The 24759-nt window shown below is 36.2% G+C and carries 23 protein-coding genes; 4 read left to right on the top strand and 19 right to left on the bottom strand.

Translation table 11 applies throughout. The features are described 5' to 3' along the window. Window positions 1-80: 80 nt before the first annotated feature. The 4 genes from C0430_RS03420 to C0430_RS03405 all read right to left on the bottom strand — a co-directional run bounded on the left by C0430_RS03420 (window position 81) and on the right by C0430_RS03405 (window position 5490). The gene (locus tag C0430_RS03420) at window positions 81-1664 is read right to left on the bottom strand and encodes a T9SS type A sorting domain-containing protein (RefSeq protein ID WP_290865496.1); all 1584 of its coding nucleotides are present in this window, start codon (window positions 1662-1664) and stop codon (window positions 81-83) included. A 152-nt stretch (window positions 1665-1816) separates the two neighbouring features. Continuing rightward, on the bottom strand, window positions 1817-3175 hold the full coding sequence (locus C0430_RS03415) for a DEAD/DEAH box helicase (protein WP_290865494.1): 1359 nt from the start codon (window positions 3173-3175) through the stop codon (window positions 1817-1819). A gap of 140 nt (window positions 3176-3315) precedes the next feature. After that, the gene (locus C0430_RS03410; protein ID WP_290865492.1) at window positions 3316-4854 is read right to left on the bottom strand and encodes a DEAD/DEAH box helicase; all 1539 of its coding nucleotides are present in this window, start codon (window positions 4852-4854) and stop codon (window positions 3316-3318) included. Window positions 4855-4962: 108 nt separating this feature from the next. Beyond that, entirely contained in the window at window positions 4963-5490 is a 528-nt protein-coding gene (locus C0430_RS03405) for a DUF6155 family protein (RefSeq protein WP_290865490.1), read from the bottom strand. Between the two features lie 112 nt (window positions 5491-5602). Between C0430_RS03405 and C0430_RS03400 the strand changes: the two genes are divergently transcribed. After that, window positions 5603-5896, top strand: coding sequence for a DUF3817 domain-containing protein (locus C0430_RS03400; RefSeq protein ID WP_290865488.1), 294 nt, complete (start codon window positions 5603-5605; stop codon window positions 5894-5896). A 74-nt stretch (window positions 5897-5970) separates the two neighbouring features. Here C0430_RS03400 and C0430_RS03395 read toward each other — a convergent pair whose 3' ends face one another. Further along, complete coding sequence (locus tag C0430_RS03395) at window positions 5971-6360, bottom strand: hotdog domain-containing protein (RefSeq protein ID WP_290865486.1); 390 nt, start codon at window positions 6358-6360, stop codon at window positions 5971-5973. Between the two features lie 68 nt (window positions 6361-6428). Between C0430_RS03395 and C0430_RS03390 the strand changes: the two genes are divergently transcribed. Next, window positions 6429-6830, top strand: coding sequence for a glyoxalase (locus tag C0430_RS03390; RefSeq protein WP_290865484.1), 402 nt, complete (start codon window positions 6429-6431; stop codon window positions 6828-6830). A gap of 309 nt (window positions 6831-7139) precedes the next feature. Here the strand turns inward: C0430_RS03390 and C0430_RS03385 are convergent, their stop codons facing one another. The 12 genes from C0430_RS03385 to pckA form a co-directional block, all read right to left on the bottom strand. Beyond that, entirely contained in the window at window positions 7140-8792 is a 1653-nt protein-coding gene (locus C0430_RS03385; RefSeq protein ID WP_290865482.1) for a M1 family metallopeptidase, read from the bottom strand. A gap of 31 nt (window positions 8793-8823) precedes the next feature. After that, entirely contained in the window at window positions 8824-9063 is a 240-nt protein-coding gene (locus tag C0430_RS03380; protein WP_290865480.1) for a hypothetical protein, read from the bottom strand. Window positions 9064-9066: 3 nt separating this feature from the next. Then, entirely contained in the window at window positions 9067-10497 is a 1431-nt protein-coding gene (locus C0430_RS03375) for a M17 family metallopeptidase (RefSeq protein WP_290865478.1), read from the bottom strand. 113 nt (window positions 10498-10610) lie between these two features. After that, window positions 10611-11207: a bifunctional phosphoribosyl-AMP cyclohydrolase/phosphoribosyl-ATP diphosphatase HisIE gene (hisIE, locus tag C0430_RS03370; RefSeq protein ID WP_290865476.1), complete on the bottom strand. Its 597-nt coding sequence runs from the start codon at window positions 11205-11207 to the stop codon at window positions 10611-10613. Window positions 11208-11234: 27 nt separating this feature from the next. After that, entirely contained in the window at window positions 11235-11990 is a 756-nt protein-coding gene (gene hisF / locus C0430_RS03365; protein WP_290865474.1) for an imidazole glycerol phosphate synthase subunit HisF, read from the bottom strand. Window positions 11991-12016: 26 nt separating this feature from the next. Then, window positions 12017-12754, bottom strand: coding sequence for a 1-(5-phosphoribosyl)-5-[(5-phosphoribosylamino)methylideneamino]imidazole-4-carboxamide isomerase (gene hisA / locus C0430_RS03360; RefSeq protein ID WP_290865472.1), 738 nt, complete (start codon window positions 12752-12754; stop codon window positions 12017-12019). A 7-nt stretch (window positions 12755-12761) separates the two neighbouring features. Further along, window positions 12762-13355, bottom strand: coding sequence for an imidazole glycerol phosphate synthase subunit HisH (gene hisH / locus C0430_RS03355; RefSeq protein WP_290865470.1), 594 nt, complete (start codon window positions 13353-13355; stop codon window positions 12762-12764). Window positions 13356-13427: 72 nt separating this feature from the next. Further along, window positions 13428-14564 (bottom strand): bifunctional histidinol-phosphatase/imidazoleglycerol-phosphate dehydratase HisB, encoded by a 1137-nt coding sequence (hisB, locus tag C0430_RS03350; RefSeq protein ID WP_290865468.1) that lies wholly within the window; start codon window positions 14562-14564, stop codon window positions 13428-13430. 54 nt (window positions 14565-14618) lie between these two features. After that, on the bottom strand, window positions 14619-15659 hold the full coding sequence (gene hisC, locus C0430_RS03345; RefSeq protein WP_290865466.1) for a histidinol-phosphate transaminase: 1041 nt from the start codon (window positions 15657-15659) through the stop codon (window positions 14619-14621). Window positions 15660-15671: 12 nt separating this feature from the next. Beyond that, a complete protein-coding gene (gene hisD, locus C0430_RS03340) occupies window positions 15672-16958 on the bottom strand; it encodes a histidinol dehydrogenase (protein WP_290865464.1) in 1287 nt (428 codons plus the stop codon). A gap of 17 nt (window positions 16959-16975) precedes the next feature. Then, window positions 16976-17833: an ATP phosphoribosyltransferase gene (gene hisG / locus C0430_RS03335; protein WP_290865462.1), complete on the bottom strand. Its 858-nt coding sequence runs from the start codon at window positions 17831-17833 to the stop codon at window positions 16976-16978. A 356-nt stretch (window positions 17834-18189) separates the two neighbouring features. Then, the gene (gene pckA / locus C0430_RS03330; protein WP_290865460.1) at window positions 18190-19824 is read right to left on the bottom strand and encodes a phosphoenolpyruvate carboxykinase (ATP); all 1635 of its coding nucleotides are present in this window, start codon (window positions 19822-19824) and stop codon (window positions 18190-18192) included. Window positions 19825-20099: 275 nt separating this feature from the next. On the opposite strand from pckA, the gene C0430_RS03325 reads away from it, so the two are divergent. Beyond that, the gene (locus C0430_RS03325; RefSeq protein WP_290865458.1) at window positions 20100-21452 is read left to right on the top strand and encodes a threonine/serine exporter ThrE family protein; all 1353 of its coding nucleotides are present in this window, start codon (window positions 20100-20102) and stop codon (window positions 21450-21452) included. 54 nt (window positions 21453-21506) lie between these two features. Further along, a complete protein-coding gene (locus C0430_RS03320; protein WP_290865456.1) occupies window positions 21507-23207 on the top strand; it encodes a putative transporter in 1701 nt (566 codons plus the stop codon). 77 nt (window positions 23208-23284) lie between these two features. Here C0430_RS03320 and C0430_RS03315 read toward each other — a convergent pair whose 3' ends face one another. Together C0430_RS03315 and C0430_RS03310 are read right to left on the bottom strand one after the other, a co-directional pair. Then, window positions 23285-24190, bottom strand: coding sequence for a cytochrome c3 family protein (locus C0430_RS03315; protein ID WP_290865455.1), 906 nt, complete (start codon window positions 24188-24190; stop codon window positions 23285-23287). Continuing rightward, complete coding sequence (locus tag C0430_RS03310; protein WP_290865453.1) at window positions 24190-24759, bottom strand: hypothetical protein; 570 nt, start codon at window positions 24757-24759, stop codon at window positions 24190-24192. The genes C0430_RS03315 and C0430_RS03310 overlap by 1 nt, the downstream gene beginning before the upstream one ends.

The raw sequence follows: 24759 nt of genomic DNA, 5'->3' as shown, positions 1-24759 counted from the left end.
TTTTTGAATTTTTTAACAAGCTTTGCTGCATTGGAACTGGCCAAACTTTGTAGCAAGAGCGTTGTTCAAGATGGAACACTTTAGATCTTGATCAACTTTTCAATAATTTTCCCCTGATTTTCAGTCTTGAATTCAATCAAATAAATTCCCTTTTGCAAATGTTCCAATGAAAGTTTAGAAATATTCTTTTCCAACCCAAGAATCTTCCCATTTAAGTTCATTATTTTGACTTCATCCATTTTTTCTGAAAAATTCAGGTCAGATTTTACCGGATTGGGATAAAAATTGACTTTTTTGTCTTTCGAGAAATTTTCATTGGAAAGTATCTGATAATCCAAAGCGAACAATCCTTTGTTGGTGGCATTCTCTCCATAAAAATACAGAGTGTCGTCTTCGGTCAAAAGCTTGGATATTAAACTGAATTTGCTGTTGTCCAAGATACAAACCGTCCCGTCCGAAGTTCCGTCAGTGACATATAATGAATAAGCCAAAGAGCCAATATTCGCAATATACAAGAGTTTGTTTTTGTGTAAATTTCCACCACTAATATTCCCTGCAAAAGAACCTTCAGTGCCGGGAGTGATGTCTTTTACCAATTGTTTTTGCATAAGAGTCCAATTGTATTTCCAAAGTTCCGCACCATATTCTGGACTATATTGTTGGATATAAGATTCATTGTTATAATTTACGACATCAATGGAATAGCCCGTGGAATACTCAAAAAATGGTTGATAATTGGTTTCAACGGGAGTTGTCACGCCATCGGATGTCAAAACCTTGCCACCGCTGGTAATATAAACGGTATTGTTATTAACCATTACATCATTGACCGAAGTGTCAAATACCGTATTAGTATTGAAAGTAAAGGAAGTATTGAGCAGTCCCGTGGTTAGATTTGCCGAAAAATATTTCATTTTATAATCCGTGTCTTTCATCAAGAAAACGAGGTTGTCGTTTACTCTGGCAATTTCATCCCTATTTTGATAGATTTCAGAGCCTGACACCACATTTCTTCCCACAATTTCCGTTATTGCTTTAGTGGATGGATTGTATTTGTAAAATCCATAATAAACCCCCATAGTAATGTATTGGCTTCTAAAATATAACATTCCGGTATCTTTATCGTAATAAGTTGCCCCAAGTCGGTAGAAATTTCTACTGTTTGGAGAATATAGTTGTGTAGTTGCATTAGTGTTTAAATCAAGGATATAAAGTCCTGAAGAATTATAATTTTCATACATTATGTAACGGTCAAATATCTCGTAATCTTCGGCGTCATTCGAAATTACGGTTAGTTTGTTCGTCGTCGTATTTATTCGGGCAAGTCGAATTCCAATGTTGAAAAAAATGTTGTTGTTCAATTTTTTTGCATTGAAACCACCATTTGTCGGTAAATAAACATCGTCTGGATATACATATTGACTGTTGTCCGAAATATTGACCCTGACGATGCAGCCTTTCCTGACAATCGGATTTGTGGATGTCACTTTGTAGGTCGAGCAATAAATATAGGATTGGTCTTTAAAAAATGGCACCAATGTTCTGTCATCGGCAGTAGCATTGGTTCCATATCCTGAAGGACCGGGTATGTAGGTTAAATTTTGCGAAAATAATTTTGTGCCAATGATGAATAAGACGAGGCAAACTAGTATTTTTTTTTTCATTTAAAATATTCAGGCAGTTAATAATCGTAGGTAATTAAGCCGACAGATGTTGTCGGCACAAACTGTTTGACAAAGTAAATATATTATTTTTCTTAAATAATTTCAAAAAGATCACATCATTTTTCTGCAAAACAATTATGAAATTTTTCTTTTCAAGATTTGAAAAGTTTAGTGCTTCTTTTGGATTTTTTTACCGGTTTTTCTTTAATGGAATCGGTTTTGGTTTGAAGCAATTGGTTGGCCAACAATTTTTCGATCAATTCGTCTTTGGTCAAATGATGGAAAATGGTTTTGACCTTGTTTTTGAATTCGGCCGAAACTTCGTGATTGGGCTTGGTTTTGAAGATTTGTTTGGCCCACAAAAGCGTGTTGTTTTCCTCGATATTTTCGGCAGACGGTTTTTGAAATTTGGTAAATTGAATTCCCAATTCTCTTTCGAAATCGGCAATTTCTTCCACTTCTTCTTGTTGCAAAACGGTCAATGAAAGCCCCTTTGCTCCTGCCCTTGCGGTTCTTCCGCTGCGGTGAACATAATTTTCATAAGTATCAGGCAAATGGTAATTGACCACATAAGCCATTTCTTTTACGTCTATTCCCCTAGCTGCCAAATCGGTGGCAACCAAAATATTGATGTGTCCTTCACGGAATTGTTCCATGATTCGGTCACGGATTCCTTGCGACAAACTCCCGTGCAAAGCACCTGAAGAAAATCGGTTGATGGCCAGATTTTTAGCCAATTTATTGACCGCAGCCTTGGTTTTGCAAAAAATAATACCGCGTTCTCCTTCTTTGGAAGTCAAGAAATGCATCAAAACGTCCAATTTCTCGATGGGATCAACCACAATATATTGGTGATCAATTCCTTGATTTCCCAATGTTTCCATATTGGCACTAACTTGAACCACATTTTTGTTCAAGTAGTTCTGAATCAATTGTTTTATGGTTCCGGGCATCGTGGCCGAAAAAAGAAACGTTCTGCGATTTTTGGGTAATTCGGCAATGATTTCGTCCAAGCCTTCTTTCAGGATGGTAACCATTTCGTCGGCTTCATCCAAAACCAAAAATTGGGCTTCTTTCAAACTGATGGCTTTGCGCTGAATCAAATCGATCAATCTTCCCGGTGTAGCCACAACAATATGAGTTGGCGAAGCCAATCGTTCGATTTGGGGTTTTATAGGGATTCCTCCACAAGTTTCGGCAATGGAAACTGCTGGGAGATATTTGGCGAAAGCTTCCAAATTGGTAAAAATTTGGTGTCCCAATTCACGAGTCGGAGCCAAAATAACAGCTTGGACAGCAGTATTTTTAGCATCAATCAATTGAAGTAATGGTAATCCAAATGCGGCGGTTTTTCCTGTTCCCGTTTTGGCCAATCCAACAAAGTCGGTTTTGGTGGATAAAAGCAATGGAATTGTTTTTTGCTGGATTTCCGTTGGCACAACAATTTTTAAATCATCAAGTGCTTTTGTAATTGATTCCTGGATTCCTAAATCGGAGAATTGTTTTGACATTTTTTGAATTTAATGATTTATAAATTTGTTGTTTTTTTAATATTCAACGGATTAAAATCCGTTTCTACAACATAATACGTTCCTATGGAACTTTTACGCGTATTAACTGAACACTGAATTCTGAACACTGCCTACTTTTTTTAATCTGCTTCGTTCATCACTTTTTCACGGTATTTTTTCCCGATCAGCAACAGTAATTTTTGTTTGTAATCGTCCACCAGCCATTCGCGATAATTCTTGCTGCATTGACTCAAACATTTTGCGTATCGTTTCAATCGACATTCAATATCTGGGTCCAGTTCCTTGAATAGTGCTTTTGCATCGCGCAATTCTTCGGTATTGTCCACGCACATTGCGGCGTGTTGTTCCAATGATTTGTCCAAAACTATCTTGGAACGCAAATTTTGGGCAATGGCGAGCTTATGTTCTTCGTCTACATCAAAAGTCACGACTTCGGTTTTGGCAAATTTAGCCCGCAATTCTGGAGGCATCGTGTATTTGAAATACAGTTCAATCTCGGTATCGTCACGCAGGTTTTCCAAATAAAATTCAGGCGATTTGAAGATGTGTTGCCAATTTACTGGGTCGCTCCACAACCCGAAACGGGCGGCATTATTTCCTAAATCGATAACCGTAAATTCGTCTTTACCGGGCAATTTTCTAGAACCACGACCAATCATTTGAAAGTATAAAGTCAGGGATTTTGTAGCTCGATTCAAGATGATGGTTTCCACGGTGGGTTCATCAAAACCGGTGGTCAAGATGCCAACCGAGGTCAAAATGGCGTCCGGCGTGTGTTTGAACCAATGCAAAATATCTTTACGTTCCTCTGTGCTACTGGTGTTGTCGAGATGTCGAATTACATATCCAGCTTCCCTGAACGTTTCGTAAACGTATAAAGAAGTGTTGATACCATTATTGAAAATCAAGGTTTTTTTGCCCAAAGATTTCTCGGTATAAGCATGCAATAATTTTTCCTGCATTGCCATATTGGTATATAAATCATCGGAAGATTTTACGGTATAATCGCCATTTATACCAACTTTTAATGAGGTCAATCCCACATCATAGCTATAAGTGACTGCTTTTGCCAAAAATCCGTTGTCTATCAAGGAACTTATGGTGTCACCTACAATCAATTCATCATAATTTTCGTGCATTGGCAACTTGATGTTCGAACTCAAAGGAGTTGCAGTAACACCCAAAATGAACGCATTTTTGAAGGAACTCAATAATTTTCGGAAGGAATTGTAATGGGCCTCGTCTATAATTACCAAACCAATGTTATCGAGATGCAATTTCTCGTCATTGATACGATTTTTCAAGGTTTCGACCATAGCCACAAAACAGGAATAATCGTTTTGGTCCGGTAGTTCTTTTACTTTGCTGTTAATGATTTTGTTTTTTACTCCAAAACCTTTCAACATTTTTGAAGTTTGCTTGCATAACTCGATTCGGTGAGTCAATACGACCACTTTCATGTCATGTTTGGATAAATATTGTCGAACAATTTCTGAAAACACGACTGTTTTTCCTCCACCAGTAGGCAATTGATACAATAAATGATGGTTGCTTGGGGCATTGTCCAGCCGTTCAAAAATGGTTTCTATATCTCCTTTTTGATAGGAATAAAGTTCTTTTTTATCTTCTATTTCTGTTTCTAGAGTGTTTTGAGACATTGCTTTTTGTTGGATTTTTGCAAAAATACACCTAAAAAACAGTTATTGCACCAAATTATGTTATAAATAAAAAGAAGTCATTAAATAAAAACGTTTATGAGCTTTATTTTAGTATTCGAAACGGTCCACAATAGCGCCAAATTCCTCTTTGTTGTACCAGTTTTGTTGCATCGATTCATTGCTTATGGCTAGTATTCTGGTTTTGAATTCTTCCAATATTCCATTTGAAATCATGAACTTAACAGCTTGCTCAAAGGAGTTCAGCATACTTTTAAAAAACAAATCTGGTTTTACAAGTCGTTCCGCCGAGAATGTTTGGGCAATTTCTATGGAATAAAGCATGACATCGCCAATTATAAAGGGATCTACTCCCAAAAGGATGAAATGTTTGATGTATTTTTGGGCAACGGAACGTCGCATCTTGGGTCTTCTTGGTTTTCCCGAGGTTTTTTGAGGAAAATATTCATTCGAAATTTTGATCTTGCATTCTTTCAGTAACGCATCTTCTTTGGGATTAAAAACAAAATCATAATATGTCTTGACTGTGCTGAATTTTTCATATAATTCAAGAACTTGCTCTTCGAGTTGTTGTTTATTTAATTCGGCCAGGTATTTTTTTAAATCGCGTTTGCTCATCGTGAAAGTTTAGTAAGTACAAAAGTAAACTAGTTTTAAGAATCTATTAGGAAAAAGAATCAATGTTAATCGTTAGTTTTGCATTTTTATAATTCAAAAAACACTATTTTTAATGGTTAAAATTTTTAAAAACATCGCCATCCTGGAAGGAATTTCTTACTTGGTTTTATTTGCCAACATGCTTTTAGTCAAACCTACGAATTTAGCGCTATATAAATCTTTTTTGTATCCCATAGGAATGACTCATGGAATACTTTTTATAGGATATGTTGCCTTGGCTCTTTTTATAATGAAATCACAAAAATGGAGTTTCAAAACACTTTCCATTGTACTGATTGCTTCACTCCTGCCTCTTGCCACATTTTTTGTGGAAAGAAAATATTTGCAACTTCCCGTAAGTAAATAAAAACTATTTTCTACCGCAAATTCGCCAATTCTATTTCAAACTATTGAAACAAAATTCGCGAATTTTCGGTTATTTTATTCCTGTAAACGGTCTTTCACGAATTCTATTTCCGTTTTTCCGTGGGCTTTCGGTTTTCCGTCAGCTCCCAGGTTTACCATTGTGGTGTGGTCAATGGTTATGATGGTTTCGCGTGTCATCATATTTCGAGCTTCACATTTCAATGTCAGCGAAGTAATTCCAAATTTCACGACATCAATTCCTATTTCTATAATATCGCCTTGTCTAGCAGAGCTTCTGAAATTTATTTCGGACATGTGTTTGGTCACTATTCTAGTATTTTCCAATTGGATAATGGTGTACAAAGCCAATTCTTCGTCAATCCAAGCTAATAATTTCCCGCCAAATAAAGTTCCATTTGGATTCAAATCTTCTGGTTTTACCCATTTTCTAGTGTGAAATCTCATATTGTTTTTTTATAAATGCGAAATTAAGGTATTCTTATTACAATTTTTTTTATTTTTAAAGAAAAAAGATGGATCAAAGAGATGTATTTTTGAAGGAATTTCGAGGACAAACCATTGGCACGGTAACCAATCAATCTTCATCGGATGAAGTATTCCAAAACGAAGTCCTTCGTCCTATTTTGAAATTGCAAAATGATTTGTTTGTTGCTTCTTTCGCTAATTATGTCGCAAAAAACAAAATTGATTTCAGCACTTTTTCCATCGAAAAAAAAATGACAATAATAGAAACTGCCCTTCAAAAAGACATCAAATATAGAAATGCCCTCAAGGGAATGATTATCGGATTATTTACCACTGATGAATACGCACAATACATAAAAAACTCTTCCGGACTCAACAAAAGAATGATGGGAATGCTCATCGAAAGGTTGAAAAATCAAGTACAATTATTTGAAAACAATACCGATTAATTATTGACATTATTTTTTATTAAAAAATTGGTTTTCTAAATTATTAATGTTTTTACTTGATTGTTTTTATTATAATTGTCAAAAAGAAGGATGTTTCATTTGTACAATTACCAAATTAATTTATACGAAAAATTCAAGAACCATTATCCTTTTTTAAAAGATTTGACGCCATTTATTAATGACATTTCAACACAAGAATATTTCGAAACGAAATGATTGGCGTAAAATTCAATAAAGACAAGGATTGGGTTGGCGGAACTTTGGCGTTGTTTGAAAGAGCTTAAAGAATCTTTTAAAATCTTGCTTCAATTATTTAATCTTCTCCACATTCACATAAAAATCCTTGTCCACTTCCAGTTTCGAAACTTTTGCAGTTTGCGGCAAAATTGTCCATTCCACATTTGGTTTCAGCCATTGTTCTTTTCCGTTCAAAGTTACTTTTACTGGCATATTGAAATCGGGAACACAATTCGTCCAGCGATACTCGAGCTTGTTTCCTTGAACTTTATATTCGAAAGTCGGGATTCTAACATCTCTCAAATATTGGTTGAAAAACGGATTCAAATCAAGTCCTACGTTTTTGCTTAAATAATCCTCGATTTGTTTGGTGGTAACGGTTTGGTGGTAAAAAGTACTATTCAAACCTCGTAAAATGGTTCTCCATTTTTCGTCATCATTCAAGATTTGGCGCAGCGTGTGCAACATATTTCCTCCTTTTGGGTACATATCGCCAGAACCTTCAATGTTTACATCGTACTGTCCAATGATGGGTTTGTCATTTTTTATTCCTTTTCTTGTACCTCTAACATATTCAGCACCAGCTTCTTTTCTATGGTAATATTCCACAAAAAGGCTTTCAGAATAGTTCGTAAAACTCTCGTGAATCCACATATCGGCAATGTCTTTGTAGGTAATATTATTGGCAAACCATTCGTGCCCGGATTCATGGATTATGATAAAATCAAATTTTAATCCCCAACCTGTTCCACTCAAATCGGTTCCTCGATAACCGTTTTTAAAACCATTTCCATAAGTGACACTGCTTTGATGTTCCATTCCCAAATACGGGGCTTCAACCAGTTTATAGCTGTCCTCGTAAAACGGATAAGGGCCAAACCAATGTTCGAAAGCTTTCAACATTCGTGGCACATCTTGGAATTGGGTTTTGGCTTTTTCCAAATTACCTCGCAAGACATAATAATCGCAATCCAAATCGCCTTTTTCACCCTTGAAAATTTCGGAAAAAGTCACATAATCACCAATGTTTATATTTACGCCATAATTATTAATTGGATTGGAAACATACCAATTGAAAGTTCTCGTTCCATCTTTCAAATCGATTACACTTTGCAAACGACCATTGGAAACATCCGTCAAATTCTTGGGGACATTCACGCTGATGAGCATATCATCCACTTCGTCATACATGTGATCCTTGTTGGGCCACCAAACACTCGCGCCCAATCCTTGACAAGTTGAAGCAATAAAAGGTTTTCCATTGGCATCTTTGCTCCAGGTAATTCCTCCATCCCAAGGCGGACGAACGGCGATTTTGGGTTTGCCTCCATAAAAAACTTGGAGTTCTTTTATTTCGCCTTCATTTTGTGCCGCAACCAAATCGATAAAAAAAGCATTGCCGTTTCTTTGATATTTTAATTCATTTCCATCTTGAGTGACTTTTTTGATTTCCAATGGCTCTTGCAAGTCAATTTGCATCCTGTTATAGGAATTCAAAACTTTGTAGCGAATGGTATTCGAACCTGAAATGGTGCTGTCGGCAGGATTTACCTTGATGTCTAGATGGTAATATTTTACGTCCCACCAAGCTCTTTCCTTGGTAATACTTCCCCGCAAAGTGTCCTGATGTGTGAAAACCGTTTCTGATTTTCCCATAAGTCCTTGAGCATTTGCAGTATTAGAAACAAGAAATGCAATAAAAAAAATGCTTACATATTTATTCATAAAATCAATTTTAGATGAAAATTTTAATTCTTTAGACATTCAATTTTATAATTTCCGTTGCCGAAGCTTCGGAACGCGGTTTCAAAACCCAAGGAGGCAAAATCTTGTCGGCAAAAGTGTTGATGTCGTGATCGTTGAACAAGGAACAAAAATTGGGATTCGAAATTCCGCAACTCTTGGCTTTCATTCGCATCACCAGTTTGTCCCTGAAATAGTGACCAGTGCCTTTGAAATAATTAGAAACACAGATGAAAGTTTTGGCAGTTTCCATAAATTATAAATTTTCAATGAATTTAGTCAATAAATGAACGCCGTAAGCTGTAGCATGTTTACTTTTTGCAAATTCGTCATCGACAAAAGCCACTCCGGCAATATCTAGATGCGCCCAAGCTTTGTGGTTTTCGGTAAAATATTCCAAAAACTTGGCGGCACTTATGGCTCCGGCAACGGGTTTTCCGCTGTAATTTTTGACATCAGCAATGTCGCTTTCTATGTCGGATTTGTAGCAATCCCAAAGCGGCAATGGCCATAACCGTTCGCCAACTGCATCGCCATATTCTTGCAATTTCTTCGAAACAGAGTCATTGTTGGTAAACAAGGCCGCACATTCGTAACCAAAAGTTCCCACGCTGCTTCCCGTCAAAGTGGCGACGTCAATAATATATTCGGGTTTGAAATTCTTGATTAAATAGGACAAACCATCAGCCAAAATCAATCGGCCTTCGGCATCGGTGTCAATTATTTCAATAGAAGTTCCGTTATACGAATGAATCACGTCGCTCGGGGCAAATGATTTGGCGTCCACGGAATTCTCGGCACAAGGCACAATTGCGGTCACTTTCACGGGTAATTTCAAAGCGGCAATTAATTGCATCGCCCCAAAAATGGCAGCTCCACCAGCCATGTCACATTTCATGTGCAACATTCCCGAAGTCTTGATATTCAATCCGCCGGTATCGAAAGTAATGCCTTTTCCCACCAAGCCAACGTGTTTAGTTTTGTCATTTGCATCTTCAGAAACGTAATTCATGATGACAAATTGTGGTTCGTTTTCACTCCCTTTTCCAACGGATAAAAAAGCACCCAAACCTGCAATTTTAGCAGCTTCAAAACCCAAGACTTCCACATCGAAACCGAATTTTTTCCCTGCTTCGTTTGCCCAATTGGACAAATATTTTGGCGTGATTTTGTTGGGTGGCAAATCGACCAAACGCAGCGTTTCCAGTTGGGCTTGCGTAATTTTTAAGGCTTTGGAAACAGTTTCTGAAAAATCTTTTTTGGACAATAACGACAATTCAAAACCTTCGTTCAAGAAAGGATGTTTTTCTGTTTTCTTGAAATGTCCCAAATCATAAGTGCCCAAATACAGACCTGAAATAGTCGCTTCCACTTGTTCTCCAGTGAATTGTTCCGGTAAAACCAAAGCCACGTTCGAACTGAATGATTCTTTCTGGTTAGAGGAAATTCTTCGAAAAATGGTTTTCAAGGATTTATAATCGACGTCTTTTCCCAACCCAATGAAAATATGGGTGCAATCGTATTTTTCGACCAAATAATGAGTGTCTTTTTTTCCGTAAAACACTTTCGAATGAACCGAAACTCCGTGGAATTCTATGGGAACCAAACTTTTTGAATAGGTTTCGAAGACTGGAATCAAAATGGTTCCAACAAATTTATCGAGATTTTTAATTGTATTTGTTTTCATTATTCAAATTTAAAAATATATAGTAAATATAGTCTAATGCTGTTGGATATAAAAGAGAAACCCGACAGGTTTTTGCAACTGTCGGGTTTATTGTGTAAAATTGAATTTGAATTTTATTTCTGACGCGCTTTCAAGACATTCACAACATCGTTCAACTCAAAACCTTTGGCTTGCAAAAGAATCAAATAATGGAAAAGCAAATCAGCACTTTCTTCCAAAAACAAATGATCGTTGTTGTCTTTGGCTTCAATTACCACTTCTACGGCTTCTTCGCCTACTTTTTGGGCAATTTTATTGATTCCTTTTTCGAATAATAAAGCTACATAACTTTTTTGGGAATCGGCATTTTCTCTGCGTGTTTTGATAGTTTCTTCCAAATCTGAAATAAATCCAAAATTCTGGTTGTTAGGTTCTTGCCAGCAAGTATCCGCACCTGTATGACAAGTTTGTCCCACCGGTTTTGCCTGAATCAAAAGCGTGTCTCCGTCGCAATCATTTTTGATATCTACCAGTTCTAAAAAGTTGCCGCTTTCTTCCCCTTTTGTCCAAAGTCTTTGTTTGGAACGGCTGAAAAAAGTCACTTTTTGTGTTTCAATTGTTTTTTGAAGCGATTCTTCGTTCATATAGCCCAACATCAGGACGTTTTTAGTTTCTGAATCCTGAATAATGGCCGGAATTAATCCGTGTGCGCTTTTGATATCTATATTCATTTTATTTTAGATTTTAGAATTCAGATTTTAAATTCTGACCTCAATATTATTGTTCTTTAATTCTTTTTTCAATGTTTTGATTTCAATTTCCTTGAAATGAAATACGCTTGCCGCCAAAGCTGCGTCGGATTTTCCTTCGACAAAGGTATCAACAAAATGCTGAATATTTCCAGCTCCGCCAGAAGCAATTATCGGGATGTTCACGATTTCGGATAATTTGGCCAAAGCTTCATTGGCAAAACCATTTTTGGTGCCGTCGTGATTCATTGAAGTGAAAAGGATTTCTCCTGCGCCTCTTTGTTCCACTTCTTTTGCCCAGTCAAATAATCTGATTTCGGTTGGCACTTTTCCTCCCACCAAATGCACCATCCATTCGCCGTCAATTTGTTTGGCATCAATGGCAACAACCACACATTGGCTTCCGAATTTCTGTGCCAAATCGTTAATCAACTGTGGTTTTTTTACCGCAGATGAATTAATGGAAACCTTATCAGCTCCGTTTTGTAGCAATACTTCTACGTCTGAAACTGCCGAAATTCCACCACCTACCGTAAACGGAATATTAATCGTTGAAGCTACTTTTCGAACTAAATCAACCAAGGTTCTTCTTCTTTCTTCCGTTGCCGAAATATCCAGAAAAACTAATTCATCAGCTCCTTCATCCGAATAGATTTTAGCCAATTCCACAGGATCACCGGCATCACGCAAGTCCACGAAATTAACACCTTTAACGGTTCTTCCGTTTTTTATGTCGAGGCAAGGAATAATTCTTTTAGTAAGCATAATTTATTGATTAAACCAGACAGGTTTTAAAAACCTGTCTGGTTTGTTATGATATAATTCTCTAATTGTTTCAACGAAATTCTTCCTTCGTAAATTGCTTTGCCAATTATCGTCCCTTCGCAACCTAATTCTGCCAGTTTTGGCAATTCATCAAAGGTAGAAATTCCTCCGGAAGCTATTAATTTTAATCCTTTTGCTTCTTTTAAAATCTTGGCATACAAATCAAAACTTGGTCCTTCGAGCATTCCGTCTTTGGCAATATCCGTACAGATTACATACTCAATTCCTTTAGACTGATAATCTTGTATGAACGGAACTAAATCTTCATTCGAATCTTCTAACCATCCCGAAACAGCTACTTTTTCGTTATTGGCATCTGCACCCAAAATGATTTTGTCTGCACCATATTCAGCAATCCATTTTTCGAAAATAGCTCTGTTTTTTACAGCAATACTTCCTCCTGTGATTTGGTTTGCACCCGATTCAAAAGCGATTTTTAAATCAGAATCAGCTTTTAATCCTCCACCAAAGTCAATTTTTAATTTCGTTTGCGAAGCGATTTGTTCCAATATTTTATAATTGACAATCTTGCTTGATTTTGCACCATCCAAATCCACCAAATGCAAATATTCAATTCCGTGTGCTTCGAATGATTTTGCTACTTCCAGCGGGTTTTCGTTATATATGATTTTGGTATCGTAATCGCCTTTGGATAAACGAACGCATTTTCCTTCGATGATGTCTATTGCAGGTATTATTCTCATTTGAAAGTTAGAGGTTAGAGGTTAGAAGTAAGAAGTTTTTAAGGATTTGTTCTCCAATATCCCCACTTTTTTCAGGGTGAAATTGAGTTCCGTAGAAATTATCGTTTTCCAATGCCGATGAATATTCTAGCTCATAATTGGTTGTGGAAATGGTTTCAGCGCAAAGCGGAGCGTAAAAACTATGTACCAAATACATATATTCATTCTCAGCAATTCCTTTGAACAAATCCGATTTTAGGTTGTAAATCGTGTTCCATCCCATTTGTGGTACTTTGACCTTTGGAGAAAATTTGATTACATCTACATCAAAAATTCCCAAACCTTCCGTGTTTCCTTCTTCTGATTTGTTACACATCAACTGCATTCCTAAACAGATTCCGAAAACAGGTTGTTTCAGCGTTGGAATCAAAGTATCCAATCCACTTTCTTTCAGCATTTTCATTGCATAACTCGCCTCTCCCACTCCGGGAAAAATCACTTTGTCGGCAGCTTTTATTTCGTCAGGATTGTTGCTCAAAACCGCTTTGTATCCCAATCTTTCGATTGCAAACATAATGCTTTGAATATTTCCTGCTCCGTAATTTATGATTACTATTTTCATTATTCTAAGTTAGAAGTCAGAAGTTAGAAGTTAGAAGTTTCAAACCTCCCACTTCTAACTTCTAACTTTATTTTATAGCATTCCTTTTGTTGATGGCAAAATCATTTTCTCCGTATCACGTTTTACGGCTACTTTTATTGCTTTGGCGAAAGCCTTGAAAATAGCTTCGATTTTGTGGTGTTCGTTATCTCCTTCTGCTTTGATGTTGATATTCGCTCTAGCTCCATCAGAAAACGATTTGAAGAAATGATAGAACATTTCTGTTGGCATTTTACCTACCATTTCACGTTTGAATTCCGTTTCCCAAACCAGCCAGTTTCTTCCACCGAAATCAATTGCTACCTGAGACAAGCAGTCGTCCATTGGCAGACAAAAACCATATCTTTCTATTCCTAATTTATTTCCTAATGCTTTGGCAAAAACTTCTCCCAAAGCAATCGCAGTATCTTCAATCGTGTGGTGCTCATCCACTTCTAAATCACCTTTTACCAGAATTTCCAAGTCCATTTGTCCGTGACGCGCGATTTGATCCAGCATATGGTCGAAAAAAGCAATTCCCGTTTCAATTTTACTTTTTCCGGTTCCGTCCAGATTCAGTTTGATATAAATATCTGTTTCGTGGGTTTTTCTAGTAATCGAAGCGGTACGTTCTTCTAATTTCAAAAACTCGTAAATGGTTTTCCATTCCGTTGTCTGCAAAGCAATAACCGAATCCAATTCGTGTCTTTTTGACGAGATTTCATCACTTCCTAATTCTACTTCAGTACTAATGAAAATAGCTTTTGAACCTAAGTTTTTAGCCAATTCTACATCAGTTATTCTGTCGCCAATGACGAATGAATTCTCCAAATCATATTCAGGATTGTTGATGTATTTCGTCAGCATAGCTGTACCAGGCTTGCGGGTTGGTACATTTTCGTGTGGAAATGTTTTGTCAATCAGAACATCACTGAAAACAACTCCTTCATTCTCAAAAGCTTTCATCACCAGATTATGAACCGGCCAAAAATTAGCTTCCGGATGAGAATCTGTTCCCAAACCGTCCTGATTGGTTACCATTACCAATTCAAAATCCAATTCTGAAGCAATTTTACCCAAATATTGAAAGGCTTTTGGATAGAATTCCAATTTTTCAAAACTGTCTAATTGATAGTCATTTGGTTCCAAAACCATTGTTCCGTCACGGTCTATAAAAAGTACTTTTTTCATTTATTTATTTTTTATTATACCTGACAGGTTTTAAAAACCTGTCAGGTATAAAAATTAAGCCTGTAAAGCTTCTATCAGTTTTTTATTTTCTTCTTTCGTTCCAATAGTCAGACGCAGTGTGTTTTCGCATAAAGGCTGTGTTGTTCTGTTACGAATTACAATTCCTTTGGCGATTAATTCGTCGTATCTTTTATTGGCGTTATCCACTTTTATTAAAATGAAATTAGCTTCTGTTGGATAAATTTTTTCGACAAAACTAACTTTACTCAATACTTTAAGTAAATACTCTCTTTCTTCAATAATTGAATTTATTTCAGATTTAATTTTTTCAGGATTACTTAGTCTTTCCAACGCTCTTAACTGTGTCAATTCGTTCACGTTGTAAGGTGGTTTGATTTTGTTCAAAACAGCAATTACCTCGGCAGAAGCATAGCAGATTCCCAAACGAATTCCCGCTAAACCATACGCCTTTGACAACGTTTGTGTAATAATCAAATTCGGATATTCGTCCAATTCGTTCATCCAACTTTGTTTTTTCGAGAAATCAATATAGGCTTCGTCGATTACAACCAATCCTTTGAAATTTTTTAATAAATACGCCACACTTTCATCCGAAAAGGAATTGGCAGTGGGATTATTTGGCGAACATAAAAAGAGGATTTTCGTATTTTTATCAACAGCATCAAGAATCTTTTCAACTTGTGGTTGAAAATCATTTGAAAGCAATACTTCTCTATTTTCAACAGCATTTATATTGGCCAAAACGCCATACATTCCATAGGTTGGTGGCAAAGTAATTACATTGTCCACTTTGGGTTCGCAAAAAGCCCGAAAAATTAAATCCAGTACTTCGTCGCTACCGTTTCCAAGTAAAATTTGATTAGCTTTTACGTTTTTTTGTTTGGCCAAAACCTTTTTCACGTTGCTTTGTTGTGGATCTGGGTAGCGATTTACTCCATTTTGAAACGGATTTTCATTAGCATCCAAGAAAATCATATCCGCTGTATCGAAATCCTCAAATTCGTCACGTGCCGAAGAATATGGCTTCATCGACTTGACGTTTTCACGGACTAAATTATTTATATCGAAATTCATTTCGTTCAATCTTTAAATTTTTAAATCTTTCAATCTCAAAGTAACTGCATTTTTATGCGCCTGCAATCCTTCTGCTTCTGCCATTATTTCTATCGCTTTACCAATGTTTTGAATTCCTTTCTCGGATATTTTTTGAAAAGTCATTGATTTGGTAAAACTGTCCAGATTCACTCCGCTGTAATTCTTGGCATATCCGTTAGTCGGCAAGGTATGATTGGTTCCCGAAGCATAATCTCCAGCACTTTCCGGAGTATAATTTCCAATGAAAACCGAACCTGCGTTTCCTATGTTTTCAACATAAAAATCTTCGTCTTTGGTACAGATAATGAAATGTTCTGGACCGTATTCGTCGATTAATTCCAATGCGATTTTGTCATTTTCAACATAAATCAGCTTCGAATTTGCAATGGCTTTTTCGGCAATGGCTTTTCTTGGCAGAACATCCAATTGGGTTTGCACTTCTTTTTCCACTGCATCCATCAATACTTTTGAAGTGGAAACCAAAATCACCTGACTGTCCGTTCCGTGTTCCGCCTGCGACAATAAATCGGAAGCGATATAAGATGGAACCGCCGTATCGTCTGCAACAATCAACAATTCCGAAGGACCTGCCGGCATATCAATTGCCACACCAAATTGAGTTGCCAATTGTTTAGCCACAGTCACAAACTGGTTTCCTGGTCCAAAAATTTTGTACACTTTTGGAATTTTTTTCGTGCCAAAGGTCATAGCCGCTATGGCTTGAATCCCACCCACTTTCAATATTTTGGTCACACCGCATAAATTGGCAGCGTATAAAATAGCTGGATTAATGTTTCCGCTTTTGTCTGGTGGCGAACACAAAACAATTTCGTTACAGCCAGCGATATTTGCCGGAACAGCTAGCATCAAAACAGTAGAAAACAAAGGTGCTGTTCCACCGGGAATGTATAAACCAATCTTTTGAATAGGTCTTTTTTCTTGCCAACAATTGACGCCTTCGGTGGTTTCTACAACAACTTTAGCCGTTTTTTGTGCTGAATGAAATTTTTCTATATTCGATTTTGCCAATTGAATGGCGGTTTTTAAATCTTCGGGAATAGTTGCAATGGCTTGCTCAATTTCAGCTTTAGAAACTTCAATATTTTCAAATTTGACTCCGTCAAAAAGTGAAGTGTATTTTGAAACGGCAACATCGCCTTTCTTTTGAACTTCCTTGAAAATTTCCTTCACGGTCACTTCAATGTCGTCGATAGTTTTTGTTGGTCTTTTTAAAATAGAAGACCAAGTTTCCGGTTTTGGATTGAATATTTTGTTCATTTTTTTCTCTTTAAACTTTATAAAACCATTTTCTCGATTGGACAGACCAAAATTCCTTCGGCGCCGGCATCTTTCAATTGGTCGATAACGCCCCAAAAAGTGTCTTTGTCAATTACCGAGTGAACGCTGCTCCAACCTTCTTCAGCCAAAGGCATAACGGTAAGACTTTTTAAAACCGGTAGAATCTTGCCAATTTCCTCAATTTTATCATTGGGAACGTTCATCAAGATGTATTTTGATTTTCTGGCTCTTAAAACGGATTCAATCCTGAATTGAAGCGTGTCAATAATGGATTGTGCTTCGGGAGTCACTTTGGGTGAAACGGCCAACACGGCTTCACTTTTGAAAATTACTTCCACTTCTTTCAGATTGTTTTTGAATAAAGTGCTTCCGCTGGAAACGATATCCACGATTCCGTCGGCAAGACCTATGTTTGGCGCGATTTCAACCGAACCCGAGATTTGGTGAATGTCGACGGTCATTCCAAAGGAAGAAAAATATTCGATAACGGTGTTTGGATAAGAAGTCGCGATTCGCATTCCTTCCAAATCTTTGATGGAGTTGTATTCGAATGTTTTGGGAACGGCTACGGAAACTTTGCATTTCGAAAAGCCCAATTTCTGGATTACCTTGATGTTTTTTCCTTTTTCGACCAAAAGATTGTCGCCTACAATGGCTATATCTACCACTCCATCAATTAAATATTGGGGAATATCGGAGTTTCTCAGGTACAGCACTTCCAATGGAAAATTAGTGGCTTCGGCTTTGAGTTGGTCATTTCCGTTGTTGATGGAAATCCCACAGTCTTTTAGAATTTGGATGCTGTCTTCGTTTAGGCGTCCTGATTTTTGAATGGCAATTTTTAAAGTACTCATTTTTGTTTTGTTTTTTAATTTTTACTATTTTGTTTGAGTACAAAGGATATGTAATAAAAAACCCGTTTGATGTACTCAAACGGGTTTTTAAATATGATTTTTACACACATATCATTAACACATCGCTTGAGAGCAATACTGTAAATGATGGTGATGTAATTGAATTGATAACATAATTTTTAATTTGGTAATCCTTTTATTCGTTTGCAAATATAAGGAAAACTTTATTTAAAATAAACTTTTTATTTTAACGAATCGAAAAGAAATTGTTAAAAAATATTTTAAAATAAAAACATCTGCAACTAATAGCCTTTAGAATATTAGAAGCAGATGTTTAAACAACTACTATTTTAAATCTAGTTTAGAACTGGCTCTAGTGAAGGTCCAGCACTAACTAAACGTCTACCTTCTTCGGTATTTGTATATTGCTCAAAGTATTTGATGTAACGTGAGGCCAAATCTTTAGCTTTAGCACTCCATTCCTCTTCGGTGGCATAAGTATCTCTTGGATCCAAAATTCCTTTGCTCACATTTGGCAATTCTGTTGGGATTGTCAAATTCAAGTATGGAATCTCGCTTTTTTCTGCTGCATCAATTTCTCCGCTAATGATGGCATCGATAATGGCTCTGGTGTTTTTCAAAGAAATTCTTTTTCCTGTTCCATTCCAACCTGTGTTTACAAGGTAAGCTTTAGCTCCGTGTTCTTTCATTTTTCCAATTAATGTTTTAGAATACATTGTTGGGTGCAAAGTCAAGAAAGCTTCACCAAAAGCCGGAGAGAACGATGGTTCTGGAGCAGTAATTCCTCTTTCGGTACCAGCTAATTTAGACGTGTATCCGCAAAGGAAGTGGTATTGCGCTTGGTCATCATTCAAAATGGATACCGGAGGCAATACCCCAAAAGCATCGGCAGAAAGATAGATGATTTTGCTGGCGTGTCCTGCTTTAGAAGGCAACACAATTTTATTGATATGGTAAATTGGATAAGAAACCCTGGAATTTTCAGTGATGGAATGGTCATAATAATTGATTTCTCCATACTCGTCAACGATAACATTTTCTAATAAAGAGTCTCTTTTGATGGCTCTCCAGATATCTGGTTCGTTTTGTTCGCTCAAATCGATCACTTTAGCATAACAACCACCTTCAAAATTGAAAACTCCGTTGTTGTCCCAACCGTGTTCATCATCACCAATTAAATATCTTTTTGGATCTGCAGATAGCGTTGTTTTTCCAGTTCCAGAAAGACCAAAGAATACGGCTACGTCCCCTTTTTCACCAACATTGGCAGAACAGTGCATGGATGCCATTCCTTTTAGTGGAAGGTAATAGTTCATCATGGCGAACATTCCTTTTTTCATTTCTCCACCGTACCAAGTTCCACCTATAATTTGGATTTTTTCGGTAAGGTTGAATACCACGAAGTTTTCTGAATTCAATCCTTGCTCTTTCCAATTTGGATTGGTTGCTTTAGAACCATTCATTACGATGAAATCAGGCTCTCCAAAGTTTTGCAATTCATAAATGGAAGGTCTGATGAACATATTGGTCACAAAATGCGCTTGCCAAGCCACTTCCATCACGAAACGTACTTTAAGTCTGGTGTCAACATTTGTTCCACAATAAGCATCAACCACGTATAATTTAGGTGAAGTTGAAAGTTGTTGTAGTGTAAGGGCTTTTAATTCGTCCCAAACTTCTTTTGTTGTAGGATAGTTAGGAGTGCTGATTCCTGATTCTTTATCCCAACATATGGTATCTTTTGTAATATCATCTTTTACTATATATCTGTCTTTTGGAGAACGACCTGTAAAAATTCCAGTTTTTACTGCCACTGCTCCAGTATCTGTCAAGGCTCCTTTTTCGAATCCTTTTCTTTTGTGAGAAACTTCAGCTTCATATAATTCTTCGTAAGAAGGATTGTAAGCTACTTCATGATAACCCGTAATTCCTAAATCGTGTAATTCTTGGATGATTTTAATGTTTTTCATAGTGTATTAATTTTTTAATTTTCTTTGTTCTTTATTTCTCTTTCAAAATTACGGAATACTATCCTAAAAAACCTGATAATTATCATAAAAAAAATAAATCTACGCAAACGTTTTCTTTGTTTACGCGGGTTCACAAAGGGTCGTTTATGATAAATATCATATTCAATCAATAATAAATTACTAATTTTGACAGTATAAATAAATCTAACAATTATTATGCAATTAGTTTAAAAATCTTGTTTTGCCATCATAATATATAGATAAAATCTCACGAAATGATTGAAGAAAGAAAGGCACAAACTGTATTAAATTTGCTTACTGAAATTGGTGAAATGATGATCACTAGTGGCGCCCATACAGCCCGAATTATTCGAAATCTGGAAAGAATCGCCAAAGGTTTAGGATATCATTGCGAATTGGTTTTGACCTACACCGGGATTGTAATATCTGTATACAAAGAAAATAAATTAAAGGCACATACTCTTGCCCGGACCGTTAAAGCCAAAGGGCTGAATTTTGAAACTATTTCAGAGATCAGCATATTGTCGTGGGATGTTTTAGAAAACAAAATTTCGATTTCCGAAATAAAATCTATCCTTAAAAAAATAAAGAAAAAAACGGTTTATTCAAATCTTCAATTATATGTTTTGGCTCCCTTCGCCAGTGTGGCTCTTTGCATGTTGTTTGATGGCGATTGGTTGCAATCCCTAATTGTTTATATTTCTACTTTGTGCGGCTATTTTGCCCGAAGAACTTTGATGTTAAAACATCATAATCACATATTTGCTTTTTTTATTGGTGCTACCATTTCTACCTTAATCATACATTTTTCAGGCATATTTTTCAATATTCAAGTAAAGGAAGCTTTAGTTGTATCGGTTTTATATCTTATTCCGGGTGCAGTAATGATCAATTCGTTTATTGATTATCTTGAGGGTTATTTCGAATCGGGTACAGCTCGTTTTATTTATAGTTTGATGATTGTTTTGATGATTGCTTTTGGTTTTTTTACATCGGCGATGATTTTTGATTTGCCCATCATGAATAAGCTGAATCTTTTTGATTTATCGCAATTGCAAACCAGTGTAAAAGAAGCATTTGTACCAGTAGGTTTAGGTATAGAAACTTCAAAACTCATCTTTGGAGGAATCACCTCATTGGGATTTGCTCTTATGTTCAACACGCCAAAAAGAGCTTTGTGGACAGTCTTTTTGCTGGGCGCTGTGGGTTATTTGATAAAATTTCTTTTGTTTCAAGAATTAGAAATGAATCTTATTTTGTCAATATTTATAGCTTCGTCATTTGTGGGAATTTCAGGAATGTATTTTGCACATAGAACGCACACCCCGCCTATTATTTTCATGATTCCTGCCGTCATCAACATGATTCCCGGTTTGATTAGTTATGAATTTATGATGGGAATGATTGACTGGATTAGTAATGACAAAGGCCAGAAACCCTCTGTTGAAGAAGTCATCCAGACTTTTTCTTATGGCATCAGCACCGTGTTTATTCTTTTTGCACTGGCATTTGGAGTTGCGTTCCCCATTATTGTGTTCAAATCATACACCGTAAAAGGGAAAGATTTGAATGTACTCATTTTAAAATTATTCAAAAAAAATACCTAAAAAGTTTTTATATTTTTATACTCAAATAATTAATAACAATTAAATTTTTACTCTATGTTAGAATGGTTTAAAATATTATTTACTCCGACCGATGAGCCGGAAATGACACAAGCACTAATTGTATTATTCTTGGCTATCAGTGTCGGTTTTTTTGTTGGAAAAATCAAAATAGGAAGTGTTTCATTGGGCGTTTCCGCCGTAATGTTCGTGGGTCTTTTTTTAGGTCATCTAGGCTACAGCATGGATGCGGAATTGATTCAATTCGTGCGAGAGTTTGGTTTAATCCTCTTTGTTTATGGTATCGGTATTCAAGTAGGGCCTTCCTTCTTTTCTTCTTTTAAAAAGGAAGGATTAATTTTTAATGCCTTGGGAGTTGGAACCGTGTTTTTAGGCGGAATTATTACGTATTTAATCCACTTGTTGGCCAATGTCAAAATTGAAAATGCTGTTGGATTAATGTCGGGGTCGGTTACCAATACGCCAGGATTGGGAGCTGCAAAATCAACACTTATTGAAATTCAAAAACAATTGAATCTTCCTTCCGACCACTTTTCGGATCCAGCCATTGCTTATGCCATCACTTATCCTGTTGGGGTTTTCGGTATTATTCTTATCATAATATTGGCCAAAAACTTTTTGAGAATTGATTTGTCAAAAGAAGCCGTCATGCTGAATGAAAAAAACAAGGATTCTGAAAACAAAATCGTTCGTCAAAAATGTAGGGTGACCAAGCCTGAAGTCATTGGAAAAACTATCAAGCAAGTATTCAAGGAATTCCACATTGAGAATGTCATTATTTCCAGACAAAAACAAAGCGGAACAAAAGTGGTTTATTCTCCTTCCATAGAATCAATCATCAAAGAGAAAGACGTTTTGATGGTTGTGGCCAAACAAAAAGATATTGATGCATTCATAAACATTGTTGGAAAAGTGTCTACCGATTTGTTTATCGAATCCGAAGATGATGTAACCACAAAAATCCTTAGCGTTACCAAGAAAACTGCCACTCATAAAACATTGGCACAACTGGATTTGTACAATCAATATGACGTGAGAGTTACCCGTGTCATCCGTTCTGGATTAGAAATTTTGGCACAACCTTCTTTGGAACTTTATTATGGTGATACTTTAATGGTCGTTGGCGACAAACATGCCATTCACGAGGCCGAAAAAATTATTGGTAATTCAAAAAAAATACTTTTGGAGCCAGATTTCCTTTCCCTTTTTGGCGGATTAATTTTTGGAGTTATCATTGGCTCCATTCCTATCTTGATTCCGTCTTTGCCTGTTCCATTAAAATTAGGATTGGCCGCAGGACCGCTCTTGGCAGCATTATTCATCAGTAGATATGGTGGTGTTGGAGTTATTCATTCTTACATCAACAACGGTGCGATTCACTTTATGAAGGATTTCGGAATTTGTTTGTTCTTTGCCGCCGTGGGTATCAAGGCCGGTCACGGTTTCTATGATAATTTTATCGCAAATAACGGAATGATGTGGATTTACTACGGCTGTTACATCACTTTTATTCCATTGACTATATTGGTATTAATCAGCCGATTTGTGTTTAAACTCAATTTTTATCAAATGGTGGGTATCATGAGCGGTTCATACACTGATCCTGCTGCCTTGGCTTTTAGCACCAAATACTTGGATTCAGACATTCCCAACCAATCTTACGCCACGGTTTATCCATTGGTAACCATCAGCAGGATTTTGGTCGCACAATTGCTTATTTTGCTTTTTACAAGTTGATGATATTAAATATATCAAAAGAAAGTCCCGCAAATTGTGAGACTTTCTTTTTTTACTAAAATTCGAACGCAATCAAATTAATCATCCTCTCCTTCGCTTTCGTTATTTTTCTTTTTTAATTCTTTGTTTATGTAATTCCTCACTCCATTTTCATCCATTCTAATATCATCTTCATTGCCGCTTTTATGGCATTTTACGCAATCATCAAAGTTAGAAATACCTTCTTCAAGATGCTCGGTCCTAATATTGTTCATCGAATGTTCGTGACATCCGAAACAAGTATAGGTTTTAAAATTATTATTTGCATGACAGGTTATGCAGTCGGCAGCATGATTTTTATCTAAAAGAAAAGCACTGTCATGATTGAATGTTGAAGGCTTCCATTGTTTTATACTGTGACAGGAAATGCAATTGTTTGTGGCACTAGCGTGATAATTATCTTTTGGACTTTGATGGCAAGCCAAACAATTATTTCCAATGGATTCTTTTATTTCAGCATGATTAAACAAAGTTGTCGAAGTCCAGTTTGTAGTTGAATGACAGCTTACACAAGAATTTGTGACCTGGCCGTGAAGTTCATTTTTGGGTTGAGAATGACAGCTAATGCAATTATTTCTATTGGTTTCATCCAATAAAACATGATTAAATTTCTTTAAAGACAGTTTTGAATCCAGTCCTTTGTGATCCGAATGACAAGAAATACAATCTTGATTTTGAAGATTTTTGTGAAATAAAATCTTGTCGTTAATAGAAGTGCCATCACCTTTTTTATTGTTTTTCAGACCAATTTCGGAAACTTTGTGGCAAGAAACACAGTTTTCGTTTGGCGTTCCCGAAAATACTTTATGACAGGAAAAACAGTCATTATTCAAATCGGAATGGGCTTGATATAAATTACCCGGCGACAACATTTCGTGTGGAAAAACGATAACGATTACGATGATTGCCAATGTTATAACCAAAAAAACATGTTTTGTTTTCATCAGTTAAAAAGTATTACAGACAGAATATGAAGCAATGAAAACAAGCCTAAAAAATAAGTTATGGGCAGATGGATTTTTCTCCATTTTTTCATGTTATCCACCGTGATTGTGTCCCAAAAAATCTTTTTTGTAATCTCATCATCGGACAAACCGGAATCTTTCAATTTTATTTTACGATTTTTCATTGTCTGATTGGCTTGTTGTAGAATGTATTTGCCAATCAAGCCACTGGCGACATTGATTATCAACATCAAGATAGCCAACCAAGGCAAAATGGAATGAATGTGGATTCCAGCATGAACCAATAGCATTATCGAACCTGCCAATGCAAGATATTCATGATAATCCAACAATTTTTTTGGAGTTCCATAGCGTATCTTTTTTCTTTTTTTCAAGGAATATGCAAACGAAATTATTATGATAAAAGTTCCCAAATAACCTAGATAACGTCCTATGAAAACAATGTCAAAATAGTGAAGAATAAAATCCAATATGATAGCGCTAAAAATCATACTGGAAAACCAAATAATAAAGGGAAAAACATCTTTTAAAATTATGCTATTTTTCAT

The sequence above is a fragment of the Flavobacterium sp. genome (assembly GCF_013823965.1).
Classification (GTDB): domain Bacteria; phylum Bacteroidota; class Bacteroidia; order Flavobacteriales; family Flavobacteriaceae; genus Flavobacterium.
Note: the sequence above shows the minus strand (reverse complement) of the source record. Positions and strands in the feature narration are given on the sequence as shown.